This is a genomic window from Pseudomonas sp. GW823-FHT05G12 (assembly GCF_058795575.1).
The window spans coordinates 1253977-1280241 of the sequence record NZ_CM179501.1; the positions used below are offsets into that span (position 1 = coordinate 1253977).

Consider the following 26265-nt stretch of genomic DNA (forward strand, 5'->3'; position numbering starts at 1 on the left):
CATGCAGCATCGACGTAACCGCCAACGCGGCTTCACCCTCATGGAAATCATGGTGGTGATCTTCATCATCGGCCTGCTGATTGCCGTGGTGGCGCCCAGCGTGCTGGGCAACCAGGACAAGGCCATGAAGCAGAAGGTGATGGCCGACCTGGCCACCCTGGAGCAGGCGCTGGACATGTATCGCCTGGACAACCTGCGCTTCCCCAGCAACGAACAGGGCCTGGCCGCGCTGGTCAAAAAGCCGGCTCAGGAGCCGCTGCCTCGGGCCTGGCGCAGTGATGGCTACGTGCGTCGCCTGCCGGAAGACCCGTGGGGCACCCCGTACCAGTACCGCATGCCCGGCGAGCATGGCCGGGTCGATGTGTACTCGCTGGGCGCCGATGGCCTGCCGGGCGGCGAAGGCCAGGATGCCGACCTGGGTAACTGGGCGCTGTAACGGTGCGTCATCAGCGCGGCTTCAGCCTGATCGAACTGTTGGTGGTACTGGCCATTGCCGGGCTGATGACCGGGCTGGCGGTGGCCGGCCTTGGCAACGGCCAGGCCAGTGTCGAGCAGGCCCTGCAACGGCTGGCGGTCGAGGTCCGCGGCCAGGCCGCGCTGGCCCGGCATGCGGGGCAACTGCGCGGGCTGCGCTGGAATGGCCAGCGCCCGGAGTTCGTCCGCCGCGAGGGCAATGCCTGGGTGGTCGAAGCGGTCCCGCTCGGCGACTGGCCCAAGGGCCTGCACCCGGACTGGCCGGCCAGCCCGCAACCGCGCGTGCTGTTCACGCCGCATGGCTGGGCGCAGGCGGGTAGTGTGCGCTGGCGCTGGGCCGATGGCAGTCAGCAATGGGCCTGGAGCCGCACCGATGGCATGTGGGTAGTGCCATGAAGCAAGCACAGCGTGGTTTCACTCTGCTGGAGGTGACCGTAGCCCTGGCAATCGCTGCCGTGCTGGCGGTGATCACCAGCCAGGTGCTGCGCCAGCGGCTGGCAGTGCAGGACAACCTGCAACAGCACCGCCTTGGCCTGTTGTGCGCGCGTGAGCTGCAAGCCCGCTTTGCCGTCGAGCAGTACTGGCCCGCCGAAAACCAGGTAGCCGGCGAGCTCGGCCAAGGTGGCCAACTGTGTCACTGGCAATTGCAACTGCGCCGCACCGGCGTGCGAGACCTGCGCCGTGGCGAACTGCAATTGTTCGCCGACCGTGACCAGCGCCTGCCACTGGGCCAGTACACCGTGTTTCTGGAGCGCCCATGAAACACCGCCAAACCGGCCTGACCCTGATCGAACTGATGGTCGCCCTGGCCCTGACTGCCGTGCTCGGCATCATGCTCGCCGCGCTGGTCAATGGCTGGCTGAAGGTTCGCGAACGCCTGCAGGACACCACTCGGCAAACCTCGGTGCTGGACTTTTGCCTGGCCCTGGAGCGGCGCTTCGACAGCCCGGTGCTGCGCCGTGTCTACGACCAGCGTCTGCCGCTGGCCAGCCGTTGGCTGGACTGGCAGCCCGCCAGCAACCAGTTGCTGTGGGTCGCCAGCACCGGCCTGCCGGCAGCCGAAGGTGGCTCGCGCCTGCAACGCCAGCGCCTGCGGTTCGAGGCCCGCGAGCAACGCCTGCTGCTGGAAAGTTCGGCGGACTTGTACGCCGCCGTCGCCCCGCGCTGGGTACAGCGCGAACGACTCGACCAGGTCAGTGCCATGAACGTTCTGTACTACCAGGGCGGCCGCTGGCTGGCCTGGCCTTCTGACCAACCGGTGCACCCAGGCCGTGGTGTGCGTCTGGAACTGCTGCGTGATGGAGCCCCCTATGTCTGCACCTTCGCCCTTCCATGGGGGCGCTCATGAAACTTGAATGGCGGCGGCGTACGCCGGCCCAGGCGTGGCTGCTGCTGCGCCCGGGTGCTGTCTGGCACTGGGCACTGGTTCAGGACGGTATTTTGCAAAGCGAGGGGCAGGGCGAGCCACCGGCCAACCCGCAGGCCCATGTTGCGCTGGTTCTGCCTGCCGAGGCGTGCAGCCATTTTCGCGTGCCGGCCCCGCCCGGGCTCAAGCGCGAAGAGTGGCCTTTGCTGCTTGAGGATCGCTTGCTGCAGGCCCCGCATGAGGTGGCCTGTGCTTGCCTGGCCCGTGAACCCGGGTACCTTCGTCTCTTGGTAGTGGCGCGTCAGCAGCTGGATGACTGGCGTGGCCAATGTGCCGAATGGGGCTTGCAGACGGTACGTTGCTGGACGGAGCTACAGCTGCTGCCATCACCCGAGCCAGGATACGCCTGGCAATGGCAACGTACCCCCGGCATGTCGCTCTACAAAGGCTTGGCCGAAGATGGACAGGAGCACTGGCTGGCGTGGCCTGATGCCTTGGGTGGCGTGCCGCAGCCACCGTGGGCAGGGCTGCACAAGACGTCGCTGAGCGGCAAGTGGCCAACCGTATTTGCGCCGCTCGACACAATGCCCGGCCTGTTCGACCGCGCCCGCAAGGTGCGCTCGTTGCCGGCGGCGTCCCGCCAGCAGCAGCGTCTGCTGGCAGCTTGCCTGGTGTTGGCCACCGTTTGGGGTGGCCTGTGGTTGAGTCAGCAATGGCGTCAGGCACAACTCTGGCGTAGCCAGGTCATTGCCGTGACCGGGGAGCAGGCCAGCCCTCGGCACGCGGCACAGGCCCTCAAGCGCCTGCGCGAGAGCGTACTGCAGCAGCAACTGCGTACACGTCAGCTCGACGACCTGCAGGCTCGCTTGCAGACCTGGCTGCGTGATAACCCCGGCTTGCGCCTGCAAGCGGTGCGCTTCGATGGTCAGCGTTGGCACCTGCGCCTGGAGGGCGAGGGCAGTGCGCCGCCATGGCCTGATATGGCGGCTGCCGCTGGCGCCACAGTGCAGGTTCAAGATGGCCAAGTGATCTTCGACCTGGGAGCAGCCTCATGAACCGCGACTGGCTGCAGCGTCATCGCATCACGTTCGCCTGGGGACTGATCGCCCTGCTGCTGGCCTTCCTGGCCCTGCGCGAAGGCGTTGCGCAATGGCGCGTGCTTGGCCAGTGGCGTGTGCTGGCCGAACAGGCGGCCAGCCTGCAAGGCGGGCCCGGTTTGAACCTGGAGCGGCTACGTCAGTCGGCTCAGGCCCGTGGGGTCGAACTGATCGAAGTCGATACGCAAGGCAAGGCCTGGCAACTGCGCGGGCAGGTGGCCGATGAGCGCATGCTGCAAGGCTGGGTGCAGAGCCTGCGTGCAGAAGGCGCATTGCCGTTGCAATGGGGGCTGGAGCAGCAGGGCAAGGCTTTGCGATTCGACCTGGTGGTGCAGCCATGAGCCGCAGTGCAGCAATGGCCTGGGTGCTATTGGTATTCGTGCTCACGCTGTTTATCGAGCTTCCGGCCAATTGGGTGGTGCGTGCGTTCGGCCTGCCGGTACGCGATGTTGGTGGAAGCCTCTGGCAAGGGCAGGCCCAACAATGGGGGCCGGTCGGGCCTTTGCGCTGGACGGTGCAGCCCTGGCGCTTGCAGGCCAATGCGCAAGTGGGGTTCCAGGGCCAGGCCTGGCAGTTGCGCGCAGAAGGCTGGCCTTGGCAGTGGCGGCTGGAGGCATCAGCCAAGGGGGCTTTGGCGACGGTCTCGACGGATTATCGCCTGGCCGGCCAGTGGCAGGGGGGGGTGAGGATGCAGGGGGCAGGGCGCCAATGCCAGGCCAGTGAAGGCCGCGTGATCGTAACCGACCTAGCCCTCAGCGACCCTTGGTCCCTGGGCCTTGGGCACGGCTGGCTGGAAATGGATTGCCGCAGTGGCTGGCATCTGCGCGGGCAGTTGGCGCAGCAAGGGCAACATCAACTGACCGTGGACGCCGACCTGCCAGGACGCCGGGCGCAGGTGGTGTTCCAGCTGCAGCCTGAAGCGCAGTTGACGCCATTGTTGCGTGGGGCTCAATGGCTCGGGCCGCAGGCCCTGGCGGGGCAGCGAGACCTTCGTTGGTAAGTAACAACGTGGCGCGGCCCCCTGTAGATAGGCTGTTGGCGGTCGAGCTTTTCTGAGGTGCTTGGAGCTGAACCGCTTGGTCTTATCAAATGGTTTAAACCGCGAAGCAGGCTGCGCTTTGCGTGGCACCGGCTGCGCCGGTGTTCGCGGGTGAACCCGCTCCTACAACGGCCTGTGCCCAACCACCGATTTGTGCCCAACCGCCGATTTGTGTCCATCCCCGATCAGTGTAGGAGCGGGCTTGCCCGCGAAGACGGCAGATCAGGCAATCACGATCACTCGTCGTCCGCAGTCCCGTTGGCCCGCCAGTAGGCTGCAGCCTTTAGCGCGTCTTCCTTTACCCCTTTCTCCAGCAACAACGCCTTGGCCTGGCGAGTCAGGGCTTTTTCCAGCGCCACCCAGGCATACAGCCGGCCTTGCGGCAAGCTCAGGTTACGCACCAGTTCCAACAAGTCTTCCCTTTGGCGACGTACCCAGATCACTTCCACCTGCGCCTTGCTTGGCAGCGGCTGGCGCTCGTGCTCGTCTTCGATCTGGATCACTGCCAGCACCTGGCGGCCCGCCGGCAACTCCTCCAGCCGACGGCCAATGGCCGGGATGGCAGTTTCATCACCGATCAGCAGGTAGCTGTCGAAAATGTCCGGCACCACCAGCGAGGCCCGTGGCCCTGCGATATCCAGGGTTTGCCCAGGCGCGGCTTGCGCGGCCCAGGTAGAGGCAGGGCCGTCGCCGTGCAGCACGAAGTCGATGTCCAGCTCATGTGCCACCAGGTCGATGCGCCGTGGTGTGTACTCGCGCATGGTGGGCCGCGCGCCACCGTCCTTGCCCAGGTTACGGGCCTCGATGGCCTGTCGTTGCTCCGGCGTTTCGGCGAACAGCAGCTTGATATGGTCGTCGCTGCCCACGCTGGTAAAGCCTTGCAGCTCGGCACCCCCCAGGGTGATGCGGCGCATGCGCGGGGTCAGCTCGGTGACCCGCAGCACCTGCAGACGGCGCTGGCGGATCTCGTGGTTTACGCGGTGAATGGTGTCACTCATGGGGCGTCTCCCTGAAAGGTTCGGTGGGCCCGGAGGCGATGGCCTTGGCGGTATGGTTGAGCAGGTCACGGACCCGTTCGATTTCTTCCGCTGTCCAGCGGCCGCTGTGCATGTGCAGTGCATGGCGCAGGTTGCCGACCGCTTCATGAATCTCTGGCGGGCGGTCGTGGCCGCGCAGGGCGCGTTTGCTGACCTCGATGCGCATGCGCACGCCATCCAGGGCCACTGCCTGATCCGCCAAGGCGCTGCGGCCGGCATCGGTGATGGCGTAGAGGCGCTTGCTGCCTTGTACCTGGCCGCTGATCAGTTCGGCCTCTTCAAGGAAGTTCAGCGTGGGGTAGATCACCCCTGGGCTTGGGCTGTAGCTGCCGTCGAACAGATTTTCGATCTGGCGGATCAGGTCGTAACCGTGGCCGGGCTGCTCGGCCAGCAAGTCCAGCATCAGCAGCTTGAGGTCACCCGGGGCGAAGACACGCGGGCCGCGCTCGCCACGGGCGGGGCGCCGCTCGAAGGGATCATGAGGGGGATGTTCGCGCATAGGAACAGGGCTCCGTCGTTTGCGATATATCGTAAGATATTACTCAAGATATATCTAAAGACAAGCCCTTCAATGCTGATGATTATCATCTACTGCGTCGATGTGTTCCCTGCCGGTGGCGGTGTGTGCAGGGCAACCTGTGGCGGCTTGCACTCATTCGGGTTGCCCGGCTGCAGGTAAGGCATGAGGATCGGTGCCATGCCCTTGAGCACCTGCACTGGCAGCGCCGAAGTAAATTTGAACGCTTCTGCCGTGCGGCCCGGCACGAAGGCGGTCAGCGTGCCGAAATGGTTGTCGCCGAGGAAGAACACGAAGGTGGCGGTGCGGTTCAGCGAGCGTGAGCCGATCAGCCGGCCGCCGGCGCCGAAACTCTCGATTCGGTTGTCACCGGTACCGGTCTTGCCGCCCATCACCAGCGGCGTGCCGTCCTGCAGCTTGAAACTGCCGGAAATACGCCGCGCGGTACCTGCATCGACCACTTGCGACATGGCGCCTTTGAGTGCACGCGCCACTTCGACTGGCAGAATTCGCACGCCCCGGTCCGGGTCTGTGATCAACTTGGTCTCGTAGGGTGTGTTGGCTGCAAAGTGCAGGGTGTCGATGCGCAGGGTAGGCAGGCGAACACCGTCGTTCTGGATGATCCCGACCAGTTCTGAGAGGGCAGCGGGGCGGTCGCCGGAGCTGCCGATGGCGGTGGCCAATGAGGGCACCAGGTGGTCGAATGGATAGCCCACGCGTTTCCAGCGTTGGTGGATATCGAGGAAGGCTTCGATTTCAACCATGGTGCGGATGCGGCTGTCACGGGCGCCCTGGTGGCGGCTCTTGAACAGCCAGCCGTATACCTCCTGGCGTTCGAAACGACTGGCGTTGATCATCTCGGTCAGTGTCGAGCTTGGGTTCTTCAGCAGGTAGCCAAGCAGCCACAGGTCCAGCGGGTGGACCTTGGCGATGTAACCCTGGTCGGGCAGGTCGTACTTGCCGGGGCCGTAAGCTACGTACATCTCGGACAGACGGCCATCGGTCAGTTTGCCCAGCACGACCTTGTCACCCTTGAGGTGGGCACGCACGAACGCGTTGAAGGTTTCCTGGCTTGCCTCGGGGAACAGGTAGCGGTGTACCGCCGCCAACCGTTGTGGGGTCACGCGCATGCTGTCGAGGAAGGTGTCCAGGCGTTGTTGCGAGGTTTTACGCTGGTACTTCTTCCAGAAGCGCATCAGGTAGTTGGTGCCTTCCTTGTCGGCAAAGCGCGCAAGGTACTCCTGGCGGCGCGGGTCGGCATCGTCCTTGAGCAGCGGCACGCGATTGTACGGCTGCTGGTAAGTCACGTAGCGCACCAGGTCGCGCATCAGGCGGATGAACGGCAGGTTGATCGACTCGCGCAGTGCATCCTTGAGTGTCGGGTTGCGGTTGTTGTCTTCCTTGCGGAAGTTGTTGAACACATGCATCCCGCCACCGGTGAAAAACGCTTCACCGGTGTTGGCCGAGTACTTGCGCTCGAGCGCGGCGTCGAGCATGGCGTCAAGGCTCTGGTTCTTGCTGTTCTGCGCCAGCCATTCCAGCGACCATTGCGTGATGCGGTCGAGTTCAGCCACTTCGACCTTCTTCAGCTCGGCGGCAGGTTTGCCAGCGTACTTGTCGTGCAGCTCGGCGATAATTTCAAGGTAGGTGGTCAGCACCCGCAGCTTGGCGGTTGAGCCCAGCTCCAGCTTGCTGCCTTCGTTGATGTCGAAGGGCTGGTTGGTGCTGTCGGTCTGCACCCGTACCCGCGAGCCATCGGCGGTGCGTTCGAACAAGGTGAAGCTGTAGCTCACCTGGTCGGTGGTCTTGGCAGTGAGCAGCCGCTCGCCGATCAGGCCTATCTGAGCGGCAAACTCCGGGTCGGCAAGGTTTTTCAGGTACTGGCTAACCTGCAGCTGCAGGTCGGCCTGCAAGGTACTGGTGGCTGACAGGTCGAGGCGGTCGAGGTCGTACAGCGGGCGATTGAGCATGGCCGACAGGCGGTTGCGTGCCAGGCTGATGCCCTTGTTGGTAATGATCGGTACGATGGTCGGCTGCGCGACCCAGTCGCGGTACACCGCCTTGCTGGCCAGCGCGGCATCGGCCAGCGGCTGATCGATGACCTTGTTGGCGGCGAGCACGCGGATGTGCGCGTCGGTCAGTTCGGCCAGCTCGACCCGGCCCTTGGACAAGTAATGCGAGGGGCGGCGCTGGGCAATCATCAGCGACAGCACCTGGCGCAGGGCCAGGCCGCGTGCGGCCATGCTCTCGGGGTCGGTGGCGGTGGCGTTCAGGGCCTGGTTGACCTGGTCGAAGTCGGCGCCGTACCACACCCGCAGGCCCTCGGCCATGCCATGTACCTCACCATGCCCAGGCACAGCCGACAGCGGTACGCTGTTGAGGTAGTCACGCACGATGCGCTGGCGTGCCTCGGTGGTGTCGGGACCGCCCTGGTAGGCACGCACGCTGGCAGAAATCATCTGCCGGATTTTCTCCGCGCCCGACACCGTCAGGCCGTCGGGTGAGTGGCGATATTTCTCCAGCTGCGTGGCCAGGGTGCTGCCGCCGGCAGACTGGCCGGGCAGGGCCAGGTACTTGGCGACCTGGCTGTAGGCGGCCTTGGCAAAGCGTGGCCAGTCCACTGCCGGGTTGTTACGTGGGTCCTGGGTATCCAGCAGGTCGCGGTTTTCGATGAACAGCAAGCTGTTGACCATCACGGGAGGGATCGCTGCAAAGTCCGGGTACAGGTGCTGGGGGTAGTTGTACTGGTACAGCGTGTCGCCGCGGCAGTCGGTGATCGACAGGCCGGCCTGGATTTTCTCGATATAGGGCGCGAACAGCCCATGATCGACGTAGTTCATCAATGCGGGTGAGAACTTCACCTGTTCGCTGATGAGGTAGTCGCGCTTGAGCAGGCGTGGCAGGAATTCACCCAGGGCGCTATAGCCCAGGCGTTTGTCGAACGGCCCGTCACCGGGGTAGATGATGGCATCGCTGGGACCGGGTTGCAGCGAATAGGTCAGTGTACTGGCCAGTTTGCTGAACTCGCGCGATTGCAGTTCAGAGGTACGGAATTCGTCATACGCGGCAACACCGATGGCAACCAGCGCCACCAGCAGGATGAGGATGATCAGCCGCCACCATAGCCGACGCTGACGGGGGGACTTGGGTTGTGGCGTCTCGGCCGGAGGTATCTCGGGTGCTTCCGTTCTGCTTGGTTCCGATTGCCACAGTGCGCCCATAGTCTTCTATCCGGCCAAGTATTTTCGTCTTGCTTGTCTGAAGCTTAGACGTTGAGTGGATAGGGTGAAAAATTTGTAAGAAGAAGGAAAAAGTCATGTGGGGCTATGCGGCTTTGGTGTGGGTTCCTTCAACGGATGATGTTGTTATGGTGCCCTGGCGATTTTTGGGGCGTGTAGCGGCCCCAGAGTTCTAGCCAAATTTCTGCATATATACAGTGAAAACACCTACAACGGTCTTCCTATACTGCTCGCCCCCTTCGCCCTGCCGGGCGCTCTAGTCCGGCACATGGGCCGGCCCACAAGGCCAGCCTAGCAAGCCAACGCCACGCCTATCGGCATGGTCGCGGCTGCACGAAGGTCAAATCCAATAACAAAATGAGGTTGTATTGCTATGCCAGTCGGCAACCACTCTGCCCACGGCCAGGCCACAGAAGGCGGCCCGCTCAAGCGTGAACTGGGCGAACGGCACATCCGCCTGATGGCGCTGGGCGCCTGTATCGGTGTCGGTCTTTTCCTCGGTTCGGCCAAGGCGATCGAAATGGCCGGCCCGGCCATCATGTTGTCCTACATCATCGGCGGCCTGGCCATCCTGGTGATCATGCGCGCCCTTGGTGAAATGGCCGTGCACAACCCTGTCGCCGGCTCGTTCAGCCGTTATGCCCAGGATTACCTCGGCCCATTGGCGGGCTTCCTGACGGGCTGGAACTACTGGTTCCTGTGGCTGGTGACCTGTGTTGCCGAAATCACGGCAGTGGCCATCTACATGGGCATCTGGTTCCCCGACGTTCCGCGCTGGATCTGGGCCCTGGCGGCGCTGGGCAGCATGGGCGCGGTCAACCTGGTGGCGGTGAAGGCTTTCGGTGAGTTCGAGTTCTGGTTCGCGCTGATCAAGATCGTCACCATCATCGCCATGGTTCTTGGCGGCATCGGCATCATTGCCTTCGGCTTTGGCAATGACGGTGTGGCAGTGGGGATCTCCAACCTGTGGAGCAACGGCGGTTTCATGCCCAATGGTGTGACCGGCGTGCTGATGTCGCTGCAGATGGTGATGTTCGCCTATCTGGGTGTGGAAATGATCGGCCTCACCGCCGGTGAAGCACGCAACCCGCAAAAGACCATTCCGCAGGCCATCGGCTCGGTATTCTGGCGCATCCTGCTGTTCTACGTCGGTGCGTTGTTCGTGATCCTGTCGATTTACCCGTGGAACGAAATCGGTAGCCAGGGCAGCCCGTTCGTCATGACCTTCGAGCGCCTCGGCATCAAGACCGCTGCCGGCATCATCAACTTCGTGGTCATCACGGCGGCGCTTTCGTCGTGCAACGGCGGCATCTTCAGCACCGGGCGCATGCTCTATAGCCTGGCACAGAACGGCCAGGCCCCGGCGGCCTTCGCCCGCACCTCGAAGAACGGCGTGCCACGCAATGCGCTGCTGCTGTCGATCGGCGCGTTGCTGCTGGGCGTGCTGGCCAACTACCTGGTGCCAGAAAAAGTCTTCGTCTGGGTGACCTCGATCGCCACCTTCGGTGCGATCTGGACCTGGGTGATGATCTTGCTGGCGCAGTTGAAGTTCCGTGCCGGCCTTACCACTGCCGAGCGCAAGGCACTGAAGTACCGCATGTGGCTGTGGCCGCTGAGCTCGTATCTGGCACTGGCCTTCCTGGTGCTGGTGGTGGGGCTGATGGCGTACTTCGAGGATACGCGTGTGGCCCTGTACATCGGCCCGGCGTTCCTGGTGTTGCTGACAGTGCTGTATTACACGTTCCGCCTGGCGCCGAAAGACGCGCAAGGTGTGACGAGTACAGCCTCCTGACCTGACGTGGGGCCGCTTCGCGGCCCCAGCGTTCTCTCAGGCCGCCACTTCGCTGTGCGGCTCGAAACTGTCCGCCCGGGCCAGTTGCCACATCCGCGAATAGAACTGCCCGTTCACCTCGCCGGTCAGCAGCTCGCCTGGCTTCAAGAACACATGCATCTGCGAGAACAGCTTGATTTCGGTGGCCGAAATGCGCCGCACCAGGTGCTTGGCCTCCAGTTGTGCCGGATGCTCCAGGCCTGCCGCCGCCAGCATTTCTGCCAAGGCACGCAACGTGTTGTGATGGAAGTTCAGCACCCGCTGGGCTTTGTCGGGCACCACCAGCGCGCGCTGGCGCAGCGGATCTTGCGTGGCCACGCCGGTCGGGCATTTGTTGGTGTGGCAGCTTTGCGATTGGATGCAGCCGATGGCGAACATGAAGCCGCGTGCCGAGTTGGCCCAGTCGGCGCCAATGGCCAGCACGCTGGCGATGTCGAAGGCGCTGACAATCTTGCCGCTGGCGCCCAGCTTGATCTTGTCGCGCAGGTTCAGGCCGACCAGGGTGTTGTGCACGAACAGCAGGCCTTCACGCAGTGGCACGCCGATATGGTCGGTGAACTCCACGGGCGCTGCGCCGGTGCCGCCTTCCTTGCCATCGACGACGATGAAGTCGGGCAGGATGCCGGTTTCCAGCATGGCCTTGGCGATGCCCATGAATTCCCACGGGTGGCCCAGGCAGAACTTGAACCCCACTGGCTTGCCGCCGGACAGCTCACGCAACTGGGCGACGAACTCCATCATTTCGATCGGTGTCGAGAAGGCGCTGTGGCGCGACGGTGAGATGCAATCCTCGCCCATCAGCACGCCACGGGTTTCGGCAATTTCCTGGGTGACCTTGTGTTTGGGCAATATGCCGCCATGGCCGGGTTTGGCGCCCTGGCTCATCTTGATCTCGATCATGCGCACCTGAGGGCTGCGCGCCTGGGCGGCGAAGCGTTCGGGATCGAAGCGCCCATCTGGCGTGCGGCACCCGAAGTAGCCGCTGCCCAGTTCCCACACCAGGTCACCACCGTGCTCGCGATGGTAGGGGCTGATGCTGCCCTCGCCGGTGTCATGGTGGAAATTGCCCAGCTTGGCGCCCTGGTTGAGCGCACGGATGGCATTGGCGCTGAGCGAGCCGAAACTCATGGCCGAAATGTTGAAGATCGACGCGGAATACGGCTGGCTGCACTGCGGCCCACCGACGATGACACGGAAGCTGGCCGGGTCAGCCAGCGGTGCCGGGCGCATGGAGTGGCCGATGAACTCGAAACCGGATTCATATACGTCGATCAGGGTGCCGAAAGGTTTGTCCGAGGCTTCGTTCTTCGCCCGGGCATACACCAGCGAGCGCTGGGCGCGGGAGAAGGGCAGGGCATCGCTGTCGGACTCCAGCAGGTACTGGCGGATTTCCGGGCGAATGGCCTCGACCAGATAGCGGATGTTGCCGAGAATTGGGTAGTTGCGGCGTACGGCGTGGCGGTGCTGCAGCAGGTCGAACAGGCCGATCAGGCTGAGAATGCCTGTGGTCAGGGTGAACGGCCACAGCCATTCGTGGTGGCTGAAGGGGATGCTCGCCAGGGTGAACAGCACACAGGCGGCGAAGAAGGCATAGCGACTGAGAAGTGACAGGCTCATACAGGGTCCTTGCGATGGCGCGGTCAGGCTCAGGGCCTGGGGGCAAACCCCGACCATAGCCAAGTTGCCGGGCGCTGCAAAATAAAATCGGGGTAGCGAAAATCATTCTCGAGCGTAGGAGCGGGTTCACCCGCGAAAGGGCCGGTCCTGCTGGCCAATTTCAACCGCCGTTCACCGTTGCCGCCGCTACCGTATTCGCGGGTAAACCCGCTCCTACAGGGGGGCGCGCAGCAGTTTTTGCCGCCAGCTTTCCTGCTCCTGTGCGGACGCCTCGACCAGATACGCGTAACGCCCGGCCATCCGCACCGCCACCGGTATCCCGTCGCGATACAGAAGCCGGTTGCCAATCACTGCCGGCACTTTCGCCCCAGGCAGCAACGAGCCGATCAGGTTCAGCGGGTCACCGGCGCTCACCACCTGCAGCGTTCCGTCCGGTTCACGTCGTCTCACTTGCCGCAGCAATACTACTGCCTCAGGCAAGGCGAACTGTTCACCGGCCAGCCCGGCAATGAAGCGCCCGCCCCGGATCTCGCCACGCGCTTCCAATCGGTGATAGCAGCGCAGCAGCTCACGCCAGGGCGGCAGTACATCACTCTCGCGCGCCAACAGCCGCCAGCAGATCACGCCATAGCGGCGCAGCAGCGTGCGGGCAATGTGCTCCAGGCGCTGGTCGTGATCCGGGGGCGCATCGCTGCGGCGCAGCAGGGCCCAACGTCCGGCATGCGCCATGCTGCTGGAAAGCGGCGGGTGCCCTCGGCGGCTGTTACGTGAGCTGCGCTTGGTTGCAGGCGTGATCAGGCTGCGCAAGCCAGTGAAACTGTCCGCCCCGGCCAGGCCCGAGCCCACCAGCTCCTGCAGTGCAGTTTCCAGTTCACTGGGCAGCAGGTGTGCCTCATGTGCCAGTTCATCGAAGAACAGCGCACCCTGGGTTTTCAGCGCTTCGTGCACACGTTGCGCACGTAGGCCAAGGGCGTCGACAGCAGGTGCGGGCGCCAGGCTGCGCCACGTGTTCAACTGGTCCCGCGGCAGCAACACCAGTGGGGTACTGGTCAACGTGCTGCTCGCCACTGTTGCCGCCAGCCGGCTCCAGGCAAACTGGCCGCTTCGGCAGGCTTCGTCGAGCCAGTGCGGACTGTAGTCTTTGATACGCGCCGGCAGCAGTTCCGCCTCCCAGGCCGCTGCGGCGCTGGGGAACCCTTGTAACTGGCCCAGCACTTCGGCCACCGCCTGCGGACCACGCAGGCGCTCGTCTGGCGCCAGGTGCTGCCAATCGAACAGAAAGCGCATGAAGTCTTGCAGGCTGACCGGTTCGATCTCGCGGCGCAGGCGTTTGACCGTGTAGCGGTGGATGCGCGCCAGCAAGTGGCGTTCGCACCATTGCAGGTCAGTTGCACCTGGGCTGAAGTGCCCGCGCAGCACATAGCCTTCGGCTTCCAGGCGGGCCAGAGCCTGCTCGATATCGGTTACCGGTTTGCCCAATGGCGCAGCGATCTGCGCCAGGGTCTGTGGGCCATGGCCGCTCAGGCGGGCGCGCAGCAGTTCGCTCAGTGCGTGGTCGGGCTCAATGGGCTGGTCGAAGCCAGCGAGCCGTTCGAGCGGTGGCTCCCTGTGCGCTGTGGGGTACAGTGCCAGCAGCAGGTTCAGGCGTTCGCGGGCCAACCAGAGCTTGTAATCGGGCAGGCGCAAGGCACGCCCAGCCTTGGCCAGCTGCCTTAGCAGCAAATCCCAGCAGGGGTTGGCATCTACCTCGGCCTGACCGATGGCACCCAGGCTCATCAATGCCTCGTGCATTTCGTCGGGATTGGCCGGCTGTGGCCAGGCCTCGGCCGCGACGGCAGCAATGGCATCAGCGTCCAGCGCGCCCAGGTCGTCGCTACTGTGCACGTCGTTCCAGCGCCGGTTGAGCACCGCCTGGGTACGTCGTTCTTCCAGTGGCGCATCGTCCAGAAAGGCATAAGGCCGGGCGTTGAGAATCGCTGATGCCAGCGGCGAGGGGGCGGGCAAATCCCGGCACAGCAAGCGCACTGCACCGCTTTCCATGCGCCGCAGCAGGGCCAGCCAGCCTTCGCTGTCCATCGCCTCGTGCAGGCAGTCGTCGAGGGTTTGCTCGACCAGCGGATGGTCGGGAATCTGCCGCTCGCCGGCGATGTTCTCCAGGCAGGCGATCTGGTCGGGGAACACGGCGGCAACCAGGTCCTCACTCTTCATGCGCTGGATTTGTGGCGCCACCTTGCGTCCGCCCACAAAGCGCGGCAGTGCCATGGCCACGCCTGCATTCCAGCGCCAGCGCACGCCAAACAGCGGTGCATCGAGCAGGGCCTGGATGAGAATCGGCTCGGCGCTGCGGCTGTTCAGGTAACGCCATACTTCGTCCAGCTCGAAACTGTGGCTGGTCGACAGTGACAGCACGATGGCGTCCTCGCTGGCGGCAGCCTGCAATTCGAAGTTGAAGGTGCGGCAGAAGCGCTTGCGCAGGGCCAGGCCCCAGGCGCGGTTGATGCGGCTACCGTAGGGTGAATGAATGATCAGTTGGGTCCCGCCGGACTCATCGAAAAAACGTTCCATCACCAGCGTATCCTGCGAGGGCAGGGCGCCAAGCACTTCACGGGTGCGGGCCAGGTAGTCGAGCAACTGGCCCGCACAAGCTTCGTCCAGTTCGAAGGTCGCCTGCAACCAGGCCAGTACCTCCACCATGTCGCCGCCTGCCAGCGCCAGTTGCTGGTCGATTCGCGCCTGCAGCCGGGCCACGGCGGCAGACAGCTCGTCACTGCGCCCCGGCGCTTCACCCAGCCAGAACGGAATGGTCGGTGGCAGGCCATGAGCATCCTCTACCCGCACCCGGCCCGGCTCGACGCGCAGAATGCGATAGGAGGCGTTGCCCAGCTGGAAAATATCGCCAGCAATGCTTTCCACGGCAAAGTCTTCATTGACGCTGCCGATGTTCAGCGCCTGCGGTTCCAGCAACACGGCGTAGTCGGCGTTGTCGGGGATGGTGCCGCCGCTGGTCAGCGCGGTCAGCTGGCTGCCACGTCGGCCACGCAGCGTGCCGCTCACTGCGTCACGGTGCAAGTAGGCACTGCGCACACCCTGGCGGCCGTTGTAGCCCTCGGCGAGCATGCGCAGCAGGGCCTGGTAATGGTGCTGGTCAAGCTCGGCGTAAGGTGTGGCCTGGCGCAGGCAATCCAGCAGATCCTGTTCGTGCCAGGCCTGGTTGCTGGCTTCTGCGACGATCTGCTGGGCCAGCACATCCAGCGGTGCCCGGGGGATGTGCAGTGCGTCCAGTTCGCCCTGTCGAACGCAGTCAAGCAAGGCAACGCATTCGATCAGGTCATCGCGTGAGGTGGGGAGCAGGCGCCCCTTCGGCACACCATCGACCTGGTGTCCAGCGCGGCCAACCCGTTGCAGGAAGGCGGCAATCGAGCCGGGCGAGGCGATCTGGCAGACCAGGTCAATATCGCCGATATCAATGCCAAGCTCCAGCGATGCGGTCGCTACCAGCACCTGGAGCTGGCCGCTCTTGAGCCGCTGCTCCGCATCCAGGCGCAGCGCTTTGGACAGGCTGCCATGGTGTGCGGCAACCGCCTCCTTGCCCAGCCGGTCGCTGAGGTGGCGGGTGATACGTTCGGCCAGGCGCCGGGTGTTGACGAATACCAGCGTGGTGCGGTGTTCACGGGCAAGGGTGGCCAAGCGGTCATACACCAGGCCCCAGACATCAGTGGCCATCACCGCCCCCAGCGGTACCGGCGGCACTTCGATGGCCAGGTCACGCTTGCGGGCATGGCCGATATCGACAATGGCGCAGGGGCGCCCGCTACCCACCAGAAACTGTGCCACCCGTTCGACCGGGCGTTGTGTAGCGGACAGGCCGATCCGCCGCAGCGGCTTTTTGCACAAGGCTTGCAGGCGTTCCAAGGTCAGGGCCAGATGGGCGCCACGCTTGTTCCCGGCCAAGGCATGGATTTCGTCGACGATTACCGTGTGCACATGGGCCAGGCCTTCACGGCCAGAGGCCGAGCCCATCAGCACGTAAAGCGATTCGGGGGTCGTCACCAGAATGTGCGGGGCCAGCTTGCGCATGGCGGCGCGTTCCTTCTGCGGTGTATCGCCGGTGCGTACCGCCGTGGTGATGCGTGGGGCGTTCAGGCCTTGCTCTGCAATGGCTTGGCTGATGCCTTCGAGCGGGGCCTGCAGGTTCAGACGAATGTCATTGGACAGGGCCTTCAGAGGTGAAACGTAGATCACCAGGGTCTGTGCAGGCAGTTCGCCCTGGTGCTTCATGCCTTCACGCAGCAGCTCATCTAGCACGGCCAGAAAAGCGCTCAGGGTCTTGCCTGAACCGGTCGGCGCGGCCAGCAGCATGGATTGCCCGGCGTGGATCAACGGCCAGGCCTGAGCCTGGGCATCGGTGACCGTGGCGAAGTGGCGGCGGAACCAGGTGCTGACGGCAGGGTGGAACAGCTCGAGCACCGGGTGGTGTTTGGCGGGCAGGTTCATGTGTTGTTTATGGAGGGTGTGCAACAGGTTGGCAAGGGGCCGCTCGTCTGCCAGGCCGGTACAGGAATAACCGGCCTTGTCAGGCCAATGACCCCATGGGATCCTCGCGGGTCATTTTATTCAGCGAGCCCACCCCATGCCCAACATCATCCGCATCGCCGCCGCCCTGCTGATCGACCCTCAGGGCCGCACGCTGCTGGTGCGCAAGCGTGGCACCGAGGCTTTCATGCAGCCAGGCGGCAAGATCGATGCCGGTGAAACGCCGGTGCAGGCGCTGGTGCGCGAGTTGCAGGAGGAACTGGGCCTGCGCATCGACCCGGCTCAAGCCATGCACCTGGGCCAGTTCAGTGCCCCCGCCGCCAACGAGCCAGGCTTCGAAGTGCAAGCCGAGCTGTTCCGTGTCGACAGCGCCGCTGCCGTGGTACCGGCCGCAGAGATCGAGGAGGTGGTCTGGCTGGCAGCAGATCAGGCACCCGCCATGCCACTGGCTCCCCTGACCCGCGACTTGATCCTGCCGCTGTATCGCCAGGCGCTCAACGCACCGCGCTGACGCCGTCGAGGGTGGCGAACGAGGTGTCCTTGGCTGTCAGCAAAAAATCGCGCATGTAGGGGGCATCGAGCATGTCGGTGCGTACGGCGGCATAAAGCGTGGCAAACAGGCCTTTCTCACCCAGGCGTTTGCCCTTCACATAGCCGCGCGAGCTGTACTCGTGCAGCGCCCAATGCGGCATGCCGCATACACCACGGCCGCTGGCCACCAGTTGCATCATCATCACCGTCAGCTCCGAGGTACGCACGGCGGCTGGCTCGATATCGGCCGGCTCCAGGAAGCGGGTGAAGATGTCCAGGCGATCGCGCTCCACCGGGTAGGTGATAAGCGTCTGGTCGAGCAAGTCTTGCGGCACGATGTAAGGCTTGCTGGCCAGCGGGTGCTGGTTGGCCACTGCCAGCATTGCCTCGTAGGTGAACAGCGGCACATAAGTGATGCCTGCCAGGTCCACCGGGTCGGAGGTCACCACCAGGTCAAGGTCGCCGCGGGCCAGGGCCGGCAGCGGGGCGAAGGCAAAGCCCGAGGCCAGGTCCAGTTCCACTTCCGGCCAGGCATCACGGAACTGGTCGATGGTCGGCATCAGCCACTGGAAGCAACTGTGGCATTCGATAGCCATGTGCAGGCGTCCGGCAGTGCCTCCGGCCAGGCGTGCGATGTCACGTTCGGCACTGCGCAGCAATGGCAGGGTGGCATCAGCCAGTTGCAGCAGACGCAGCCCGGCGCTGGTGAAGCGGATCGGCTTGGTCTTGCGCACGAAAATCGGGAGGCCCAGGCGCTCTTCAAGCTCCTTGAACTGGTGCGACAACGCCGACTGGGTCAGGTGCAGGCGTTCGGCGGCCTCCACCAGGCTGTCGGCCTCGCGCAGGGCATGAAGGGTTTTCAGGTGACGGATCTCCAGCACAGATAACTCCGGGGTATGGAATAGAGGAACCAGGTAATGAGTTGAGTTTCTCTCATGATGCTACATCTGTCGACTGGGCGATCGTCGCACCGCCTGGCGGGAGTCATGAAACTGTCACCGAACTGTGGCAGCGCGCCCGAACAGAATTCATCAGACTCGCGCTCTACTGGGGATCTGCATTCTGGTGTTTCTTTCATGCGGGCTTTTTGGTTTTTCCTTTTCTTTCTGTTCAGCGCACCGGCGAGTTTCGCCGAACAGCGCTGTGACGCCCATGTGCCGGTGCAGCGTGCCGAACTCGGTGCCGTCAGCCTGGTGTACCAGAGCGTCGGTGCGCCACGCGACCCGGCCTTGCTGCTGGTCATGGGCTTGGGCGGGCAGCTGATTCATTGGCCAGACGACGTGGTCGAAGCATTGTGCCGCCAGGGTTTTCGGGTGATCCGTTATGACAACCGCGATGTCGGCCTGTCACGCTGGAACCAGGTGCCACCGCACGCCAACCTGACGCTCGAACTGTTGCGTTACAAGCTGGGCCTGCCCGTGTCGGCGCCCTACACGCTGACTGATATGGCCGATGACGGCTTGCACCTGATGGACGCGTTGGGCGTGCGCCAGTTTCATGTATTGGGGGTGAGCATGGGCGGCATGATTGCCCAGCACCTGGCGGCGATGGCGCCCGAGCGTGTGCGCAGCCTGACGCTGGTCATGTCCAGTTCAGGGGCGGCGGGGCTGCCGGCGCCGGACCCGGCGCTGGTGCAGTTGCTGGCCCGGCGCAGCGCACCGAACCGTGAAGTGGCAATCGAGCAGCAGGCCGACCTGCTGGCGGCCTTGGGCAGCCCTGAGGTACGGGACGACCGCGAGGTGTTGCTGCACCAGGCGGCGCAGGCCTACGACAGGGCGTTCAACCCTGACGGGGCCAAGCGCCAGATCATGGCGATACTGGCCGAGCCGAGCCGCGTCGAGTTGCTCAACCAGTTGCGAGTGCCGACCCTGGTAGTACACGGCACGGCTGATCCGTTATTGCCGGTGATGCATGGCGTGCACCTGGCGGCGCATATCCGGGGCAGCCAGTTGCGCTTGATCCCGGGGCTGGCGCACCGTTTCCAGGAGCCGTTCAAGGCGCCGTTACTGGGGGCGGTGTTGCCTTATTTGCAGGCTCACAGGCAAGAGGTCACGCACATCGCAGGGCTCTGAATCGGCGCCGATTTCGATCAGTGCATCCGCACCCACACAGTCACCAGCACGGTCGCAGCGATCAGCCAGGCCACCGCGGCCAGCGCCATCGAAGCCTCGAGGCGCAAGCGGTCGACCAGTACATACAGGGTTGCCAGGTACACGAAATACGGAATGATCGACCACATGCCAAACAGGATGGTGGTCTTCAGGTCGGCAATGCTGCGCCCCTTGCCGACGATGTAGTGGGCAATCAGGGCGAAGGTGGGGAACAGCGGCACCAGCCCTGCGATGTAGTAGTTGCGCGTTTTCGACAGCACTGCCAGCAACAGCACCACGCCTGCGCCCAGGGCCGCTTTGAATACCAGGTCCACGTTGTTTTCCAGTTTGGGTTCAGTCAGGCGAGGCCGTATTTTTTCACTTTGTCGAACAGCGTGGTCTTGGCCATGCCCAGCTCCTGGCTGGCCTGGCTCAGGTTGCCACCCGTGCGTTGCAGGGCATCAGTGAGCAGGTTGCGTTCGAATGCTTCCACCGCCTCGGCAAAAAGCAGGCCTTGGTTGGCACCACCGCTGGGGCCTTTCTTGAACGCTGGCAGGCCGAGGGCATAGCGTTCGGCCACGTTGCGCAACTCGCGCACGTTACCTGGCCAGTCGTGGGCCATCAGGCGCGACAGGGTCTGGCTGTCCAGTGTCGGTGTTTCCCGATCGAAGCGCAGGGCCGACTGCTGCAGGAAATGTTCGAACAACTGCAGGATGTCTTCACGGCGCTCACGCAGCGGCGGCAGCTCCAGGGTGACCACGTTCAGCCGGTAATACAGGTCGCTGCGGAACTGGCCGCTCTGGCCCAACGCATCAAGGTCCGCCTTTGTCGCGGCGATCACCCGGCAATCCACCGGGATGCTCTGGTTCGAGCCCAATCGTTCCAGGGTGCGCTCCTGCAGCACGCGCAGCAGCTTGATCTGCAGGTTGATCGGCATGCTCTCCACTTCATCGAGGAACAGCGTGCCGCCATTGGCGTGTTCGATCTTGCCGATGCGGCGTTTGCCGGCACCGGTGAAGGCGTTGGCCTCGTGGCCGAATATCTCGCTTTCAAACAGGTTTTCCGGCAGGCCTCCACAGTTCAGCGCCACGAACGGGTGGCTATGGCGGCGGCTGAAGTCGTGCAGGCAGCGTGCGACCAGCTCTTTGCCGGTGCCGGTCTCGCCTTCGATCAGCACGTTGGCTGAGGTGTCGGCGACGTTGGCGATCAGTTCGCGCAAGTGTTCCATGGCCGGTGAGCGACCAATGATGCGTCCCTCCAGGCTGCTCTGTTCGGCCAGTTGGCGGCGCAGGGCCACCACTTCGCGTGACAGCCCGCGCTGTTCCAGCGCGCGGCGTACCACGTCGACCAGGCGTTCGGGGGAGAACGGTTTTTCCATGAAGTCGTAGGCGCCGTTACGCATGGCGCCAACGGCCATGTCGATATCGCCATGGCCAGTGATCAGCACCACCGGCAGGCTGCGGTCACGGGCCTTGAGGCGATTGAGCAGCTCCAGGCCATCAATACCCGGCAGGCGGATGTCGCTGACGACAATGCCGGCGAAATCGTCGCCGATGCGTTCCAACGCCTGTTCGGCGCTGCCTACGCCCTCGCAGGCGATATCCTCCAGGGCCAGCGCCTGCTGGCAGCCGAGCAGCACATGCGGGTCGTCTTCGACGATCAGGACGGTAAGAGGCGCTTGGTTCATGGATGCTCTGCCGATTCGCTAGGGGGTGAAACCAGAGGCAGGGCCAGGACGAAGGCCGTGCCGCCGGTGACGGGATGCTCGACGTTCAGGCTTCCCTTGGCGGCGGCGGCAAGGCTCGCCGACAGGGTCAGGCCCAGGCCCAGGCCATGCTCGCCCGGTTTGGTGGTAAAGAAAGGTTCGAACAGGTGCTTGCGCGCTTCGGGGTCGATACCGTGGCCGTTGTCGCGCACCTGCAAACGGTACTTGTCACCCTGCAACTCGCCTTCCAGCCATAGCTCAGGCTGCGGTTGCGCGGCCATGGCGTCAAGGGCATTCCCGATCAGGTTGACCAGAATCTGCTCCAGGCGGGTCTGGTCGATGGCCAGTTGCTGGTCCTCGAACTGGTGGTGCAATTGCAAATGACAGGCACTGATGCGGTTGGCCAGCACCTGCAGGGTGGCCTCTACTGCCTTGGCCAGTGAAGCCTGGCCGCTGTCATCGCCGCGCCGGGCGAACGAGCGCAGGCTGGCGGTGATGCGGCCCATGCGGTCGATCAGGTCATTCATGGTGCGCAGGTTGGTGCTGGCGGTTTCCAGCGCCCCGCGCTCGAGGAAGCGCACTGTATTGCCAGACAGGGTGCGCAGCGCAGCCAGTGGCTGGTTCAGCTCGTGGGCAATGCTGGTGGACATCTGCCCGATGGCGGCCAGCTTACCTGCCTGCACCAGCTCATCCTGGGCGTGGCGCAAGGTCTGCTCGGCATGCCGGCGCTCGCGAATCTGGCCCTTGAGGCGTTCGTTGCTGGCGCGCAGGTCGGCGGTGCGTTCGGCAATCCGCCGCTCCAGCTGGCTGTTGGCCTCTTCAAGGGCTTCGCGCGCCGCCAGGCGGGTGGCGATCACTTTGCGCCGCTCGTTCCAGGCAATGCCGAGGATCGCCAGCAAGGCAAAGGCAACGCCCACCAGAATGCCCTGCACCATGGATTCGCGACGCAGGTCCTGCAGTGGGGTCAGCAGGGTGAAATGCCAGGGCGTGTCGACCAGGCGTCTGGTTTGCGCCAGGTAGGCCACTTCGTGCGGTTTGCCATGAGCGGTTTCGGTGTTGGCCGGGAAGGTCAGTTTTTCCACACCATCGGCCAGGGTCTCCCGGGCCAGGGGCTGCAATTCGTTCAGCGGCCACCAGTAGTACTGCAGACTTCGCGCCAGGCGCTCCTTGATTTGCGGGGTCAGCGGGCGCACCGACTTGAGGCGCCGGGCCGGGTCGCTGGAGAGAATGATGATGCCATTCTCGTCACTGACGAACGCCTCCAGGCGGGCACGCTGCCAGCGCTCCTCGAGGGTGTCCAGGCGCACCTTGATCACCGCAACGCCTATGATCTTGCCGTGCTCCTCAAGCCCATGGGCCAGGTAATAGCCGGCCTCGCCCGTGGTACTGCCGATGCCGTAGAACCGCCCTGGCTCGCCGCGCACGGCAGTCTGGAAGTAGGCGCGGAACGACAGGTCTTCACCCAGGAACGAGTCGGCATCGCGCCAGTTGCTGGTGGCCTGTACCCGGCCATTGGTGTCGAGGACGAAGATGGCCCGACTGCGACTGCGACGGTTCAGGCCTTCAAGGTATTCGTTGACCGTCTGGCGTGAGGCGCCGTCCGGGTCGGTGAGCAGGTGCGAGACGCTGTCTTCCAGCTCCAGCAGGCTCGGCAAGTAGGTGTACTTGCTGATTTCGCTTTCGACCGTGCGTGCGTGCAGCTCCAGCTGGCGTTCGCCGTTTTCGCTGAGGGTGCGGATACCATTGCTCTCGCTGATCAGGTAGCCAGCCATTCCCAGGCCGACCATCAGCAGGATGATCAGTGGTGGTAACAGCAATTGACGGATCAGGCGGGAATTCACGGCAGGCTTGGCAGGGCGAAGTAGCGAGGGATCGCATTTCATCACAGTGGCCTTGTTACGACCAGCTTCCGCTGCCTGGTGGGTCCCTGGCAGCGGAAGCTGTGGCCGGGTCAGTGCTGCAGGATCTTGCTGAGGAAGTGCTGGGTGCGCTGGTCGCGGGCGCTCTGGTCACCGAAGAACTCTTCCTTGGTGCAGTCTTCGATGATGCTGCCCTTGTCCATGAAGATGACCCGGTTGGCGACTTTGCGGGCAAAGCCCATCTCGTGGGTTACGCACATCATGGTCATGCCTTCGTGGGCCAGTTGCACCATCACGTCCAGTACCTCGCTGACCATTTCCGGGTCCAGTGCGGAGGTGGGTTCGTCGAACAGCATGACGATCGGGTCCATCGCCAGGGCGCGGGCGATTGCCACGCGCTGCTGTTGGCCACCGGAGAGCTGGCCGGGGTGTTTCTTGGCATGGGCACTGAGGCCTACACGCTCGAGCAGGGCCAGGCCCTTCTTGGTGGCTTCCGCCTCGCTGCGGCCCAGTACCTTGCGCTGGGCAATGGTCAGGTTCTCGGTGATGGTCAGGTGCGGGAACAGCTCGAAGTGCTGGAACACCATGCCCACGCGCGAGCGCAGCTTGGGCAGGTTGGTCTTCGGGTCGGCAATCGAAGTGCCATCGACCACGATGTCGCCCTTCTGGAACGGCTCCAGCGCGTTGACGCACTTGATCAGGGTGGACTTGCCCGAGCCCGACGGGCCACAGACCACCACCACCTCACCTTTCTTGACCTCGGTGCTGCAGTCGGTCAGTACCTGGAAGTCGCCGTACCACTTGTTGACGTTCTTGATGGAAATCATACGGTGATCCTTTTTTGCAGGCGCTTGACCAGCCACGAAGCGGAGAAGCTGATGAGGAAATAGACGACGCCGGCGAAGATCAGGAACTCATGGGAGCGCCCGATGATGTCGCCGTTGGAGCGTGCCGAGTTGAGGAAGTCGACCAGGCCCACGGTGTATACCAGCGAGGTGTCCTGGAACAGGATGATGCTCTGCTGCAGCAGCAGCGGGGTCATCTTGCGGAAGGCCTGGGGCAGGATGATCAGGCGCATGGTCTGCGCGTAGTTCATGCCCAGCGCTTGTGCGGCGCCCATCTGGCCCTTGGAGATCGACTGCACACCGGCGCGGACGATTTCGCAGAAATACGCGGCCTCGAACATCATGAAGGCGACCACGCAGGAGGTGAAGGCACCCACCGGGGTATCCTCGCCGGTGATCCAGCGCAGCACGAACGGTACCGCCAGGTAGAACCAGGTGATCACCAGCAGCAGCGGGATCGAGCGGAAGTAGTTGACGTAGGCGCCGGCCACGTTCGACAGCAGTTTGCTCGACGACAGGCGCATCAGGGCCAGGATGGTGCCCAGCACGATACCGCCGATGACTCCCATGACCATCAGTTTGAGGGTCATGACCATGCCCTCCCAGAGGGCAGGCAGGGCGGGGATGATTTCGCTGAAATCCATTTCCATTTACTTGCCCCCCACGGAAATCAGGCCAGGCACGGCGACTTTCTTCTCGACCATGCGCATGAGCAGCATCAGGCCCATGTTCAGGGTGAAGTAGATCAGCGTGGCCAAAGTGAACGCCTCGAACAGGTTGGCGGAAAACTCTGCGGTCTGTTTGGTCTGCGCCAGCAGCTCCATCAGGCCGATCAGCGACGCCACCGAGGAGTTCTTGAATACGTTGAGGAACTCGGAGGTGAGCGGCGGAATGATGATCCGGTAGGCTTGCGGCAGCAGCACATTGTTGTAGATCTGCGGGAGGCTGAAGCCCATGGCGCGGGCGGCAGCTTCCTGGCCTTTGGGCAGCGCCTGGATACCGGTACGCACTTGCTCACAGACGCGCGCGGCGGTGAACAGGCCCAGGCAGATGACCACGCTGATCAGCGCCGAAGTGGTCGGGTTGAGGTCCTGCTTGAACCATTCCTGCAAGCCTTCTGGCAGCAGGTCCGGTACCAGGAAGTACCAGATGAACAGTTGCACCAGCAGTGGCACGTTGCGGAACAGTTCCACGTAGGCGGTGGCGATACCCGATACCAGGCGGTTCGGTACAGTACGCATGACACCGAGGAGCGACCCCAGCAGCAGCGCGATGATCCAGGCGGTGATGGCGATGGCGATGGTCCAGCCCAGGCCGGTGATGTACCAGTCCAGATAGGTTTCGCTGCCCACGCCGGTGGACTTGAAGAACACGCCCCAGTCCCAGTTGTAATTCATCGGGATTTCCCCTCAGACGGTTGTTTCACGGGCACCTTCGAGCATCCGGGGGCGCAAGGCGCCCACGGATGAAAGGTTAGACACTAATGAGTGGCCTGCAGAATTGATTCGTGCTCGTGAGCACCAGGCCACTATTTACTGAGGATCAGGACTTCTTCTCGTCCGCAGCCTTGTCGGTCGGCTCGGCGATCAGTTTTTTCAGCTCGTCGCTCATCTGGAAGTTGAGGTTCAGACCTTTAGGCGGGATCGGCTGCATGAACCACTTGTCATAGCTCTTGTTGACTTCGCCCGACTTGAAGTAGGCAACGATGGCGTCGTCGACCGCTTTCTTGAACGCAGCGTCATCCTTGCGCACCATGCAGCCGTAGATTTCGTACGACTGAGGGGTACCGGTGATGACCCAGTCCGCTGGCTTGCGCGCCTTGGCCATTTCACCGGCGAGCAGGGCGTCGTCCATCATGAAGGCCACGGCGCGGCCGCTTTCGAGCATGTTGAAGGCTTCACCGTGGTCCTTGGCGGAAATCACGTTCATCTTCATCTGCTTGTCGGCGTTCATCGCCTTGAGGATGCGCTCGGAGGTGGTACCGGCGGTGGTCACCACGTTCTTGCCGGCCAGGTCCGGGAAGTCTTTGTATGCCGGCTGACCATCCTTGACCTTGGTCAACAGGCGGGTACCGACTTCGAAGATGCCGACCGAGAAGCCGACTTGTTGCTGGCGCTCGACGTTGTTGGTGGTGGAGCCGCACTCCAGGTCGACGGTGCCGTTCTGCACCAGCGGAATACGGGTTTGCGAGGTGACCAGGTTGTAGCGGACCTTGATGTCCGTGCCCAGTTGCTTTTTCAGCGCGTCGACGACGGCCAGCTGGATGTCATGCGAGTAACCGACGGGCTCGGGTTTGCCGGCCAGGTAGGAAAATGGAATGGAGGAGTCGCGGTGCCCCAGCGTGATGGTGCCCGATTCCTTGATCTTCTTCAGGGTGCCGGTGAGCTCCTCGGCCATGGCCGGCGAAGCGATGACTGCAGCCGCGATGGCTGCGCCCAGCAATTGACGAACGATACGCATCAAATTTTCCTCGACGTGTTTGTTT

At 63.6% G+C, this 26265-nt stretch carries 23 protein-coding genes; 10 read left to right on the forward strand and 13 right to left on the reverse strand.

Annotated features, from left to right (window positions below; all coding sequences use genetic code 11):
- The first annotated feature begins 1 nt into the window (after position 1).
- From gspG to AC3RCM_RS05755, 7 genes are read left to right on the forward strand one after another with little or no spacing between them, the layout of a single operon-like run.
- Positions 2-436, forward strand: coding sequence for a type II secretion system major pseudopilin GspG (gene gspG / locus AC3RCM_RS05725; RefSeq protein WP_003254997.1), 435 nt, complete (start codon positions 2-4; stop codon positions 434-436).
- A gap of 2 nt (positions 437-438) precedes the next feature.
- On the forward strand, positions 439-870 hold the full coding sequence (gene gspH, locus AC3RCM_RS05730) for a type II secretion system minor pseudopilin GspH (RefSeq protein ID WP_003254996.1): 432 nt from the start codon (positions 439-441) through the stop codon (positions 868-870).
- Entirely contained in the window at positions 867-1235 is a 369-nt protein-coding gene (locus AC3RCM_RS05735) for a type II secretion system protein GspI (protein WP_014589890.1), read from the forward strand. The genes gspH and AC3RCM_RS05735 overlap by 4 nt, the downstream gene beginning before the upstream one ends.
- On the forward strand, positions 1232-1822 hold the full coding sequence (locus AC3RCM_RS05740; protein ID WP_014589891.1) for a type II secretion system protein: 591 nt from the start codon (positions 1232-1234) through the stop codon (positions 1820-1822). The genes AC3RCM_RS05735 and AC3RCM_RS05740 overlap by 4 nt, the downstream gene beginning before the upstream one ends.
- Positions 1819-2895, forward strand: coding sequence for a type II secretion system protein GspL (locus tag AC3RCM_RS05745; RefSeq protein WP_409322722.1), 1077 nt, complete (start codon positions 1819-1821; stop codon positions 2893-2895). Before AC3RCM_RS05740 ends, AC3RCM_RS05745 begins: the two co-directional genes overlap by 4 nt.
- Positions 2892-3278, forward strand: a complete 387-nt coding sequence (gene gspM / locus AC3RCM_RS05750; RefSeq protein ID WP_064493215.1) for a type II secretion system protein GspM — start codon at positions 2892-2894, stop codon at positions 3276-3278. Before AC3RCM_RS05745 ends, gspM begins: the two co-directional genes overlap by 4 nt.
- Positions 3275-3937, forward strand: a complete 663-nt coding sequence (locus AC3RCM_RS05755) for a general secretion pathway protein GspN (RefSeq protein ID WP_104886612.1) — start codon at positions 3275-3277, stop codon at positions 3935-3937. The genes gspM and AC3RCM_RS05755 overlap by 4 nt, the downstream gene beginning before the upstream one ends.
- A gap of 275 nt (positions 3938-4212) precedes the next feature.
- Here the strand turns inward: AC3RCM_RS05755 and AC3RCM_RS05760 are convergent, their stop codons facing one another.
- From AC3RCM_RS05760 to AC3RCM_RS05770, 3 genes are all read right to left on the reverse strand, one after another.
- Positions 4213-4974, reverse strand: coding sequence for a siderophore-interacting protein (locus AC3RCM_RS05760; protein ID WP_492629422.1), 762 nt, complete (start codon positions 4972-4974; stop codon positions 4213-4215).
- Positions 4967-5512: a PadR family transcriptional regulator gene (locus tag AC3RCM_RS05765; RefSeq protein WP_064492339.1), complete on the reverse strand. Its 546-nt coding sequence runs from the start codon at positions 5510-5512 to the stop codon at positions 4967-4969. The genes AC3RCM_RS05760 and AC3RCM_RS05765 overlap by 8 nt, the downstream gene beginning before the upstream one ends.
- 89 nt (positions 5513-5601) lie before the next feature.
- Positions 5602-8751 (reverse strand): transglycosylase domain-containing protein, encoded by a 3150-nt coding sequence (locus AC3RCM_RS05770; protein WP_409319971.1) that lies wholly within the window; start codon positions 8749-8751, stop codon positions 5602-5604.
- 391 nt (positions 8752-9142) lie between these two features.
- On the opposite strand from AC3RCM_RS05770, the gene AC3RCM_RS05775 reads away from it, so the two are divergent.
- Positions 9143-10561, forward strand: coding sequence for an amino acid permease (locus tag AC3RCM_RS05775; protein WP_003254987.1), 1419 nt, complete (start codon positions 9143-9145; stop codon positions 10559-10561).
- A 36-nt stretch (positions 10562-10597) separates the two neighbouring features.
- Here the strand turns inward: AC3RCM_RS05775 and AC3RCM_RS05780 are convergent, their stop codons facing one another.
- Positions 10598-12217, reverse strand: a complete 1620-nt coding sequence (locus AC3RCM_RS05780) for an FMN-binding glutamate synthase family protein (protein WP_198748068.1) — start codon at positions 12215-12217, stop codon at positions 10598-10600.
- 213 nt (positions 12218-12430) lie between these two features.
- Complete coding sequence (locus tag AC3RCM_RS05785; RefSeq protein ID WP_492629423.1) at positions 12431-16711, reverse strand: DEAD/DEAH box helicase; 4281 nt, start codon at positions 16709-16711, stop codon at positions 12431-12433.
- A 136-nt stretch (positions 16712-16847) separates the two neighbouring features.
- Between AC3RCM_RS05785 and AC3RCM_RS05790 the strand changes: the two genes are divergently transcribed.
- A complete protein-coding gene (locus AC3RCM_RS05790) occupies positions 16848-17261 on the forward strand; it encodes an NUDIX hydrolase (protein ID WP_064492335.1) in 414 nt (137 codons plus the stop codon).
- On the opposite strand, the gene metR is transcribed toward AC3RCM_RS05790, so the two are convergent.
- A complete protein-coding gene (gene metR, locus AC3RCM_RS05795) occupies positions 17245-18162 on the reverse strand; it encodes a transcriptional regulator MetR (protein ID WP_003254981.1) in 918 nt (305 codons plus the stop codon). The two genes, AC3RCM_RS05790 and metR, sit on opposite strands and share 17 nt — an antisense overlap.
- Before the next feature lie 195 nt (positions 18163-18357).
- Here metR and AC3RCM_RS05800 point away from each other — a divergent pair, with 195 nt between their 5' ends.
- The gene (locus AC3RCM_RS05800; RefSeq protein WP_064492334.1) at positions 18358-19353 is read left to right on the forward strand and encodes an alpha/beta fold hydrolase; all 996 of its coding nucleotides are present in this window, start codon (positions 18358-18360) and stop codon (positions 19351-19353) included.
- A gap of 17 nt (positions 19354-19370) precedes the next feature.
- Here AC3RCM_RS05800 and AC3RCM_RS05805 read toward each other — a convergent pair whose 3' ends face one another.
- The 7 genes from AC3RCM_RS05805 to AC3RCM_RS05835 all read right to left on the reverse strand — a co-directional run bounded on the left by AC3RCM_RS05805 (position 19371) and on the right by AC3RCM_RS05835 (position 26240).
- Positions 19371-19706, reverse strand: a complete 336-nt coding sequence (locus AC3RCM_RS05805) for a GlpM family protein (RefSeq protein ID WP_064492333.1) — start codon at positions 19704-19706, stop codon at positions 19371-19373.
- Between the two features lie 23 nt (positions 19707-19729).
- Complete coding sequence (gene aauR / locus AC3RCM_RS05810) at positions 19730-21007, reverse strand: two-component response regulator AauR (protein WP_231114292.1); 1278 nt, start codon at positions 21005-21007, stop codon at positions 19730-19732.
- A 47-nt stretch (positions 21008-21054) separates the two neighbouring features.
- Complete coding sequence (aauS, locus tag AC3RCM_RS05815; RefSeq protein ID WP_019438135.1) at positions 21055-22959, reverse strand: two-component sensor histidine kinase AauS; 1905 nt, start codon at positions 22957-22959, stop codon at positions 21055-21057.
- A 68-nt stretch (positions 22960-23027) separates the two neighbouring features.
- A complete protein-coding gene (locus tag AC3RCM_RS05820) occupies positions 23028-23762 on the reverse strand; it encodes an amino acid ABC transporter ATP-binding protein (protein ID WP_020190711.1) in 735 nt (244 codons plus the stop codon).
- Positions 23759-24430, reverse strand: a complete 672-nt coding sequence (locus AC3RCM_RS05825) for an amino acid ABC transporter permease (protein ID WP_003254970.1) — start codon at positions 24428-24430, stop codon at positions 23759-23761. Before AC3RCM_RS05825 ends, AC3RCM_RS05820 begins: the two co-directional genes overlap by 4 nt.
- Positions 24431-25177 carry an amino acid ABC transporter permease gene (locus tag AC3RCM_RS05830; protein WP_010952242.1) on the reverse strand — a complete coding sequence of 249 codons (747 nt, stop codon included), beginning with the start codon at positions 25175-25177 and terminating at the stop codon, positions 24431-24433. It abuts the gene before it with no gap.
- A gap of 145 nt (positions 25178-25322) precedes the next feature.
- Complete coding sequence (locus AC3RCM_RS05835; RefSeq protein WP_064492331.1) at positions 25323-26240, reverse strand: glutamate/aspartate ABC transporter substrate-binding protein; 918 nt, start codon at positions 26238-26240, stop codon at positions 25323-25325.
- Positions 26241-26265: the final 25 nt, after the last annotated feature.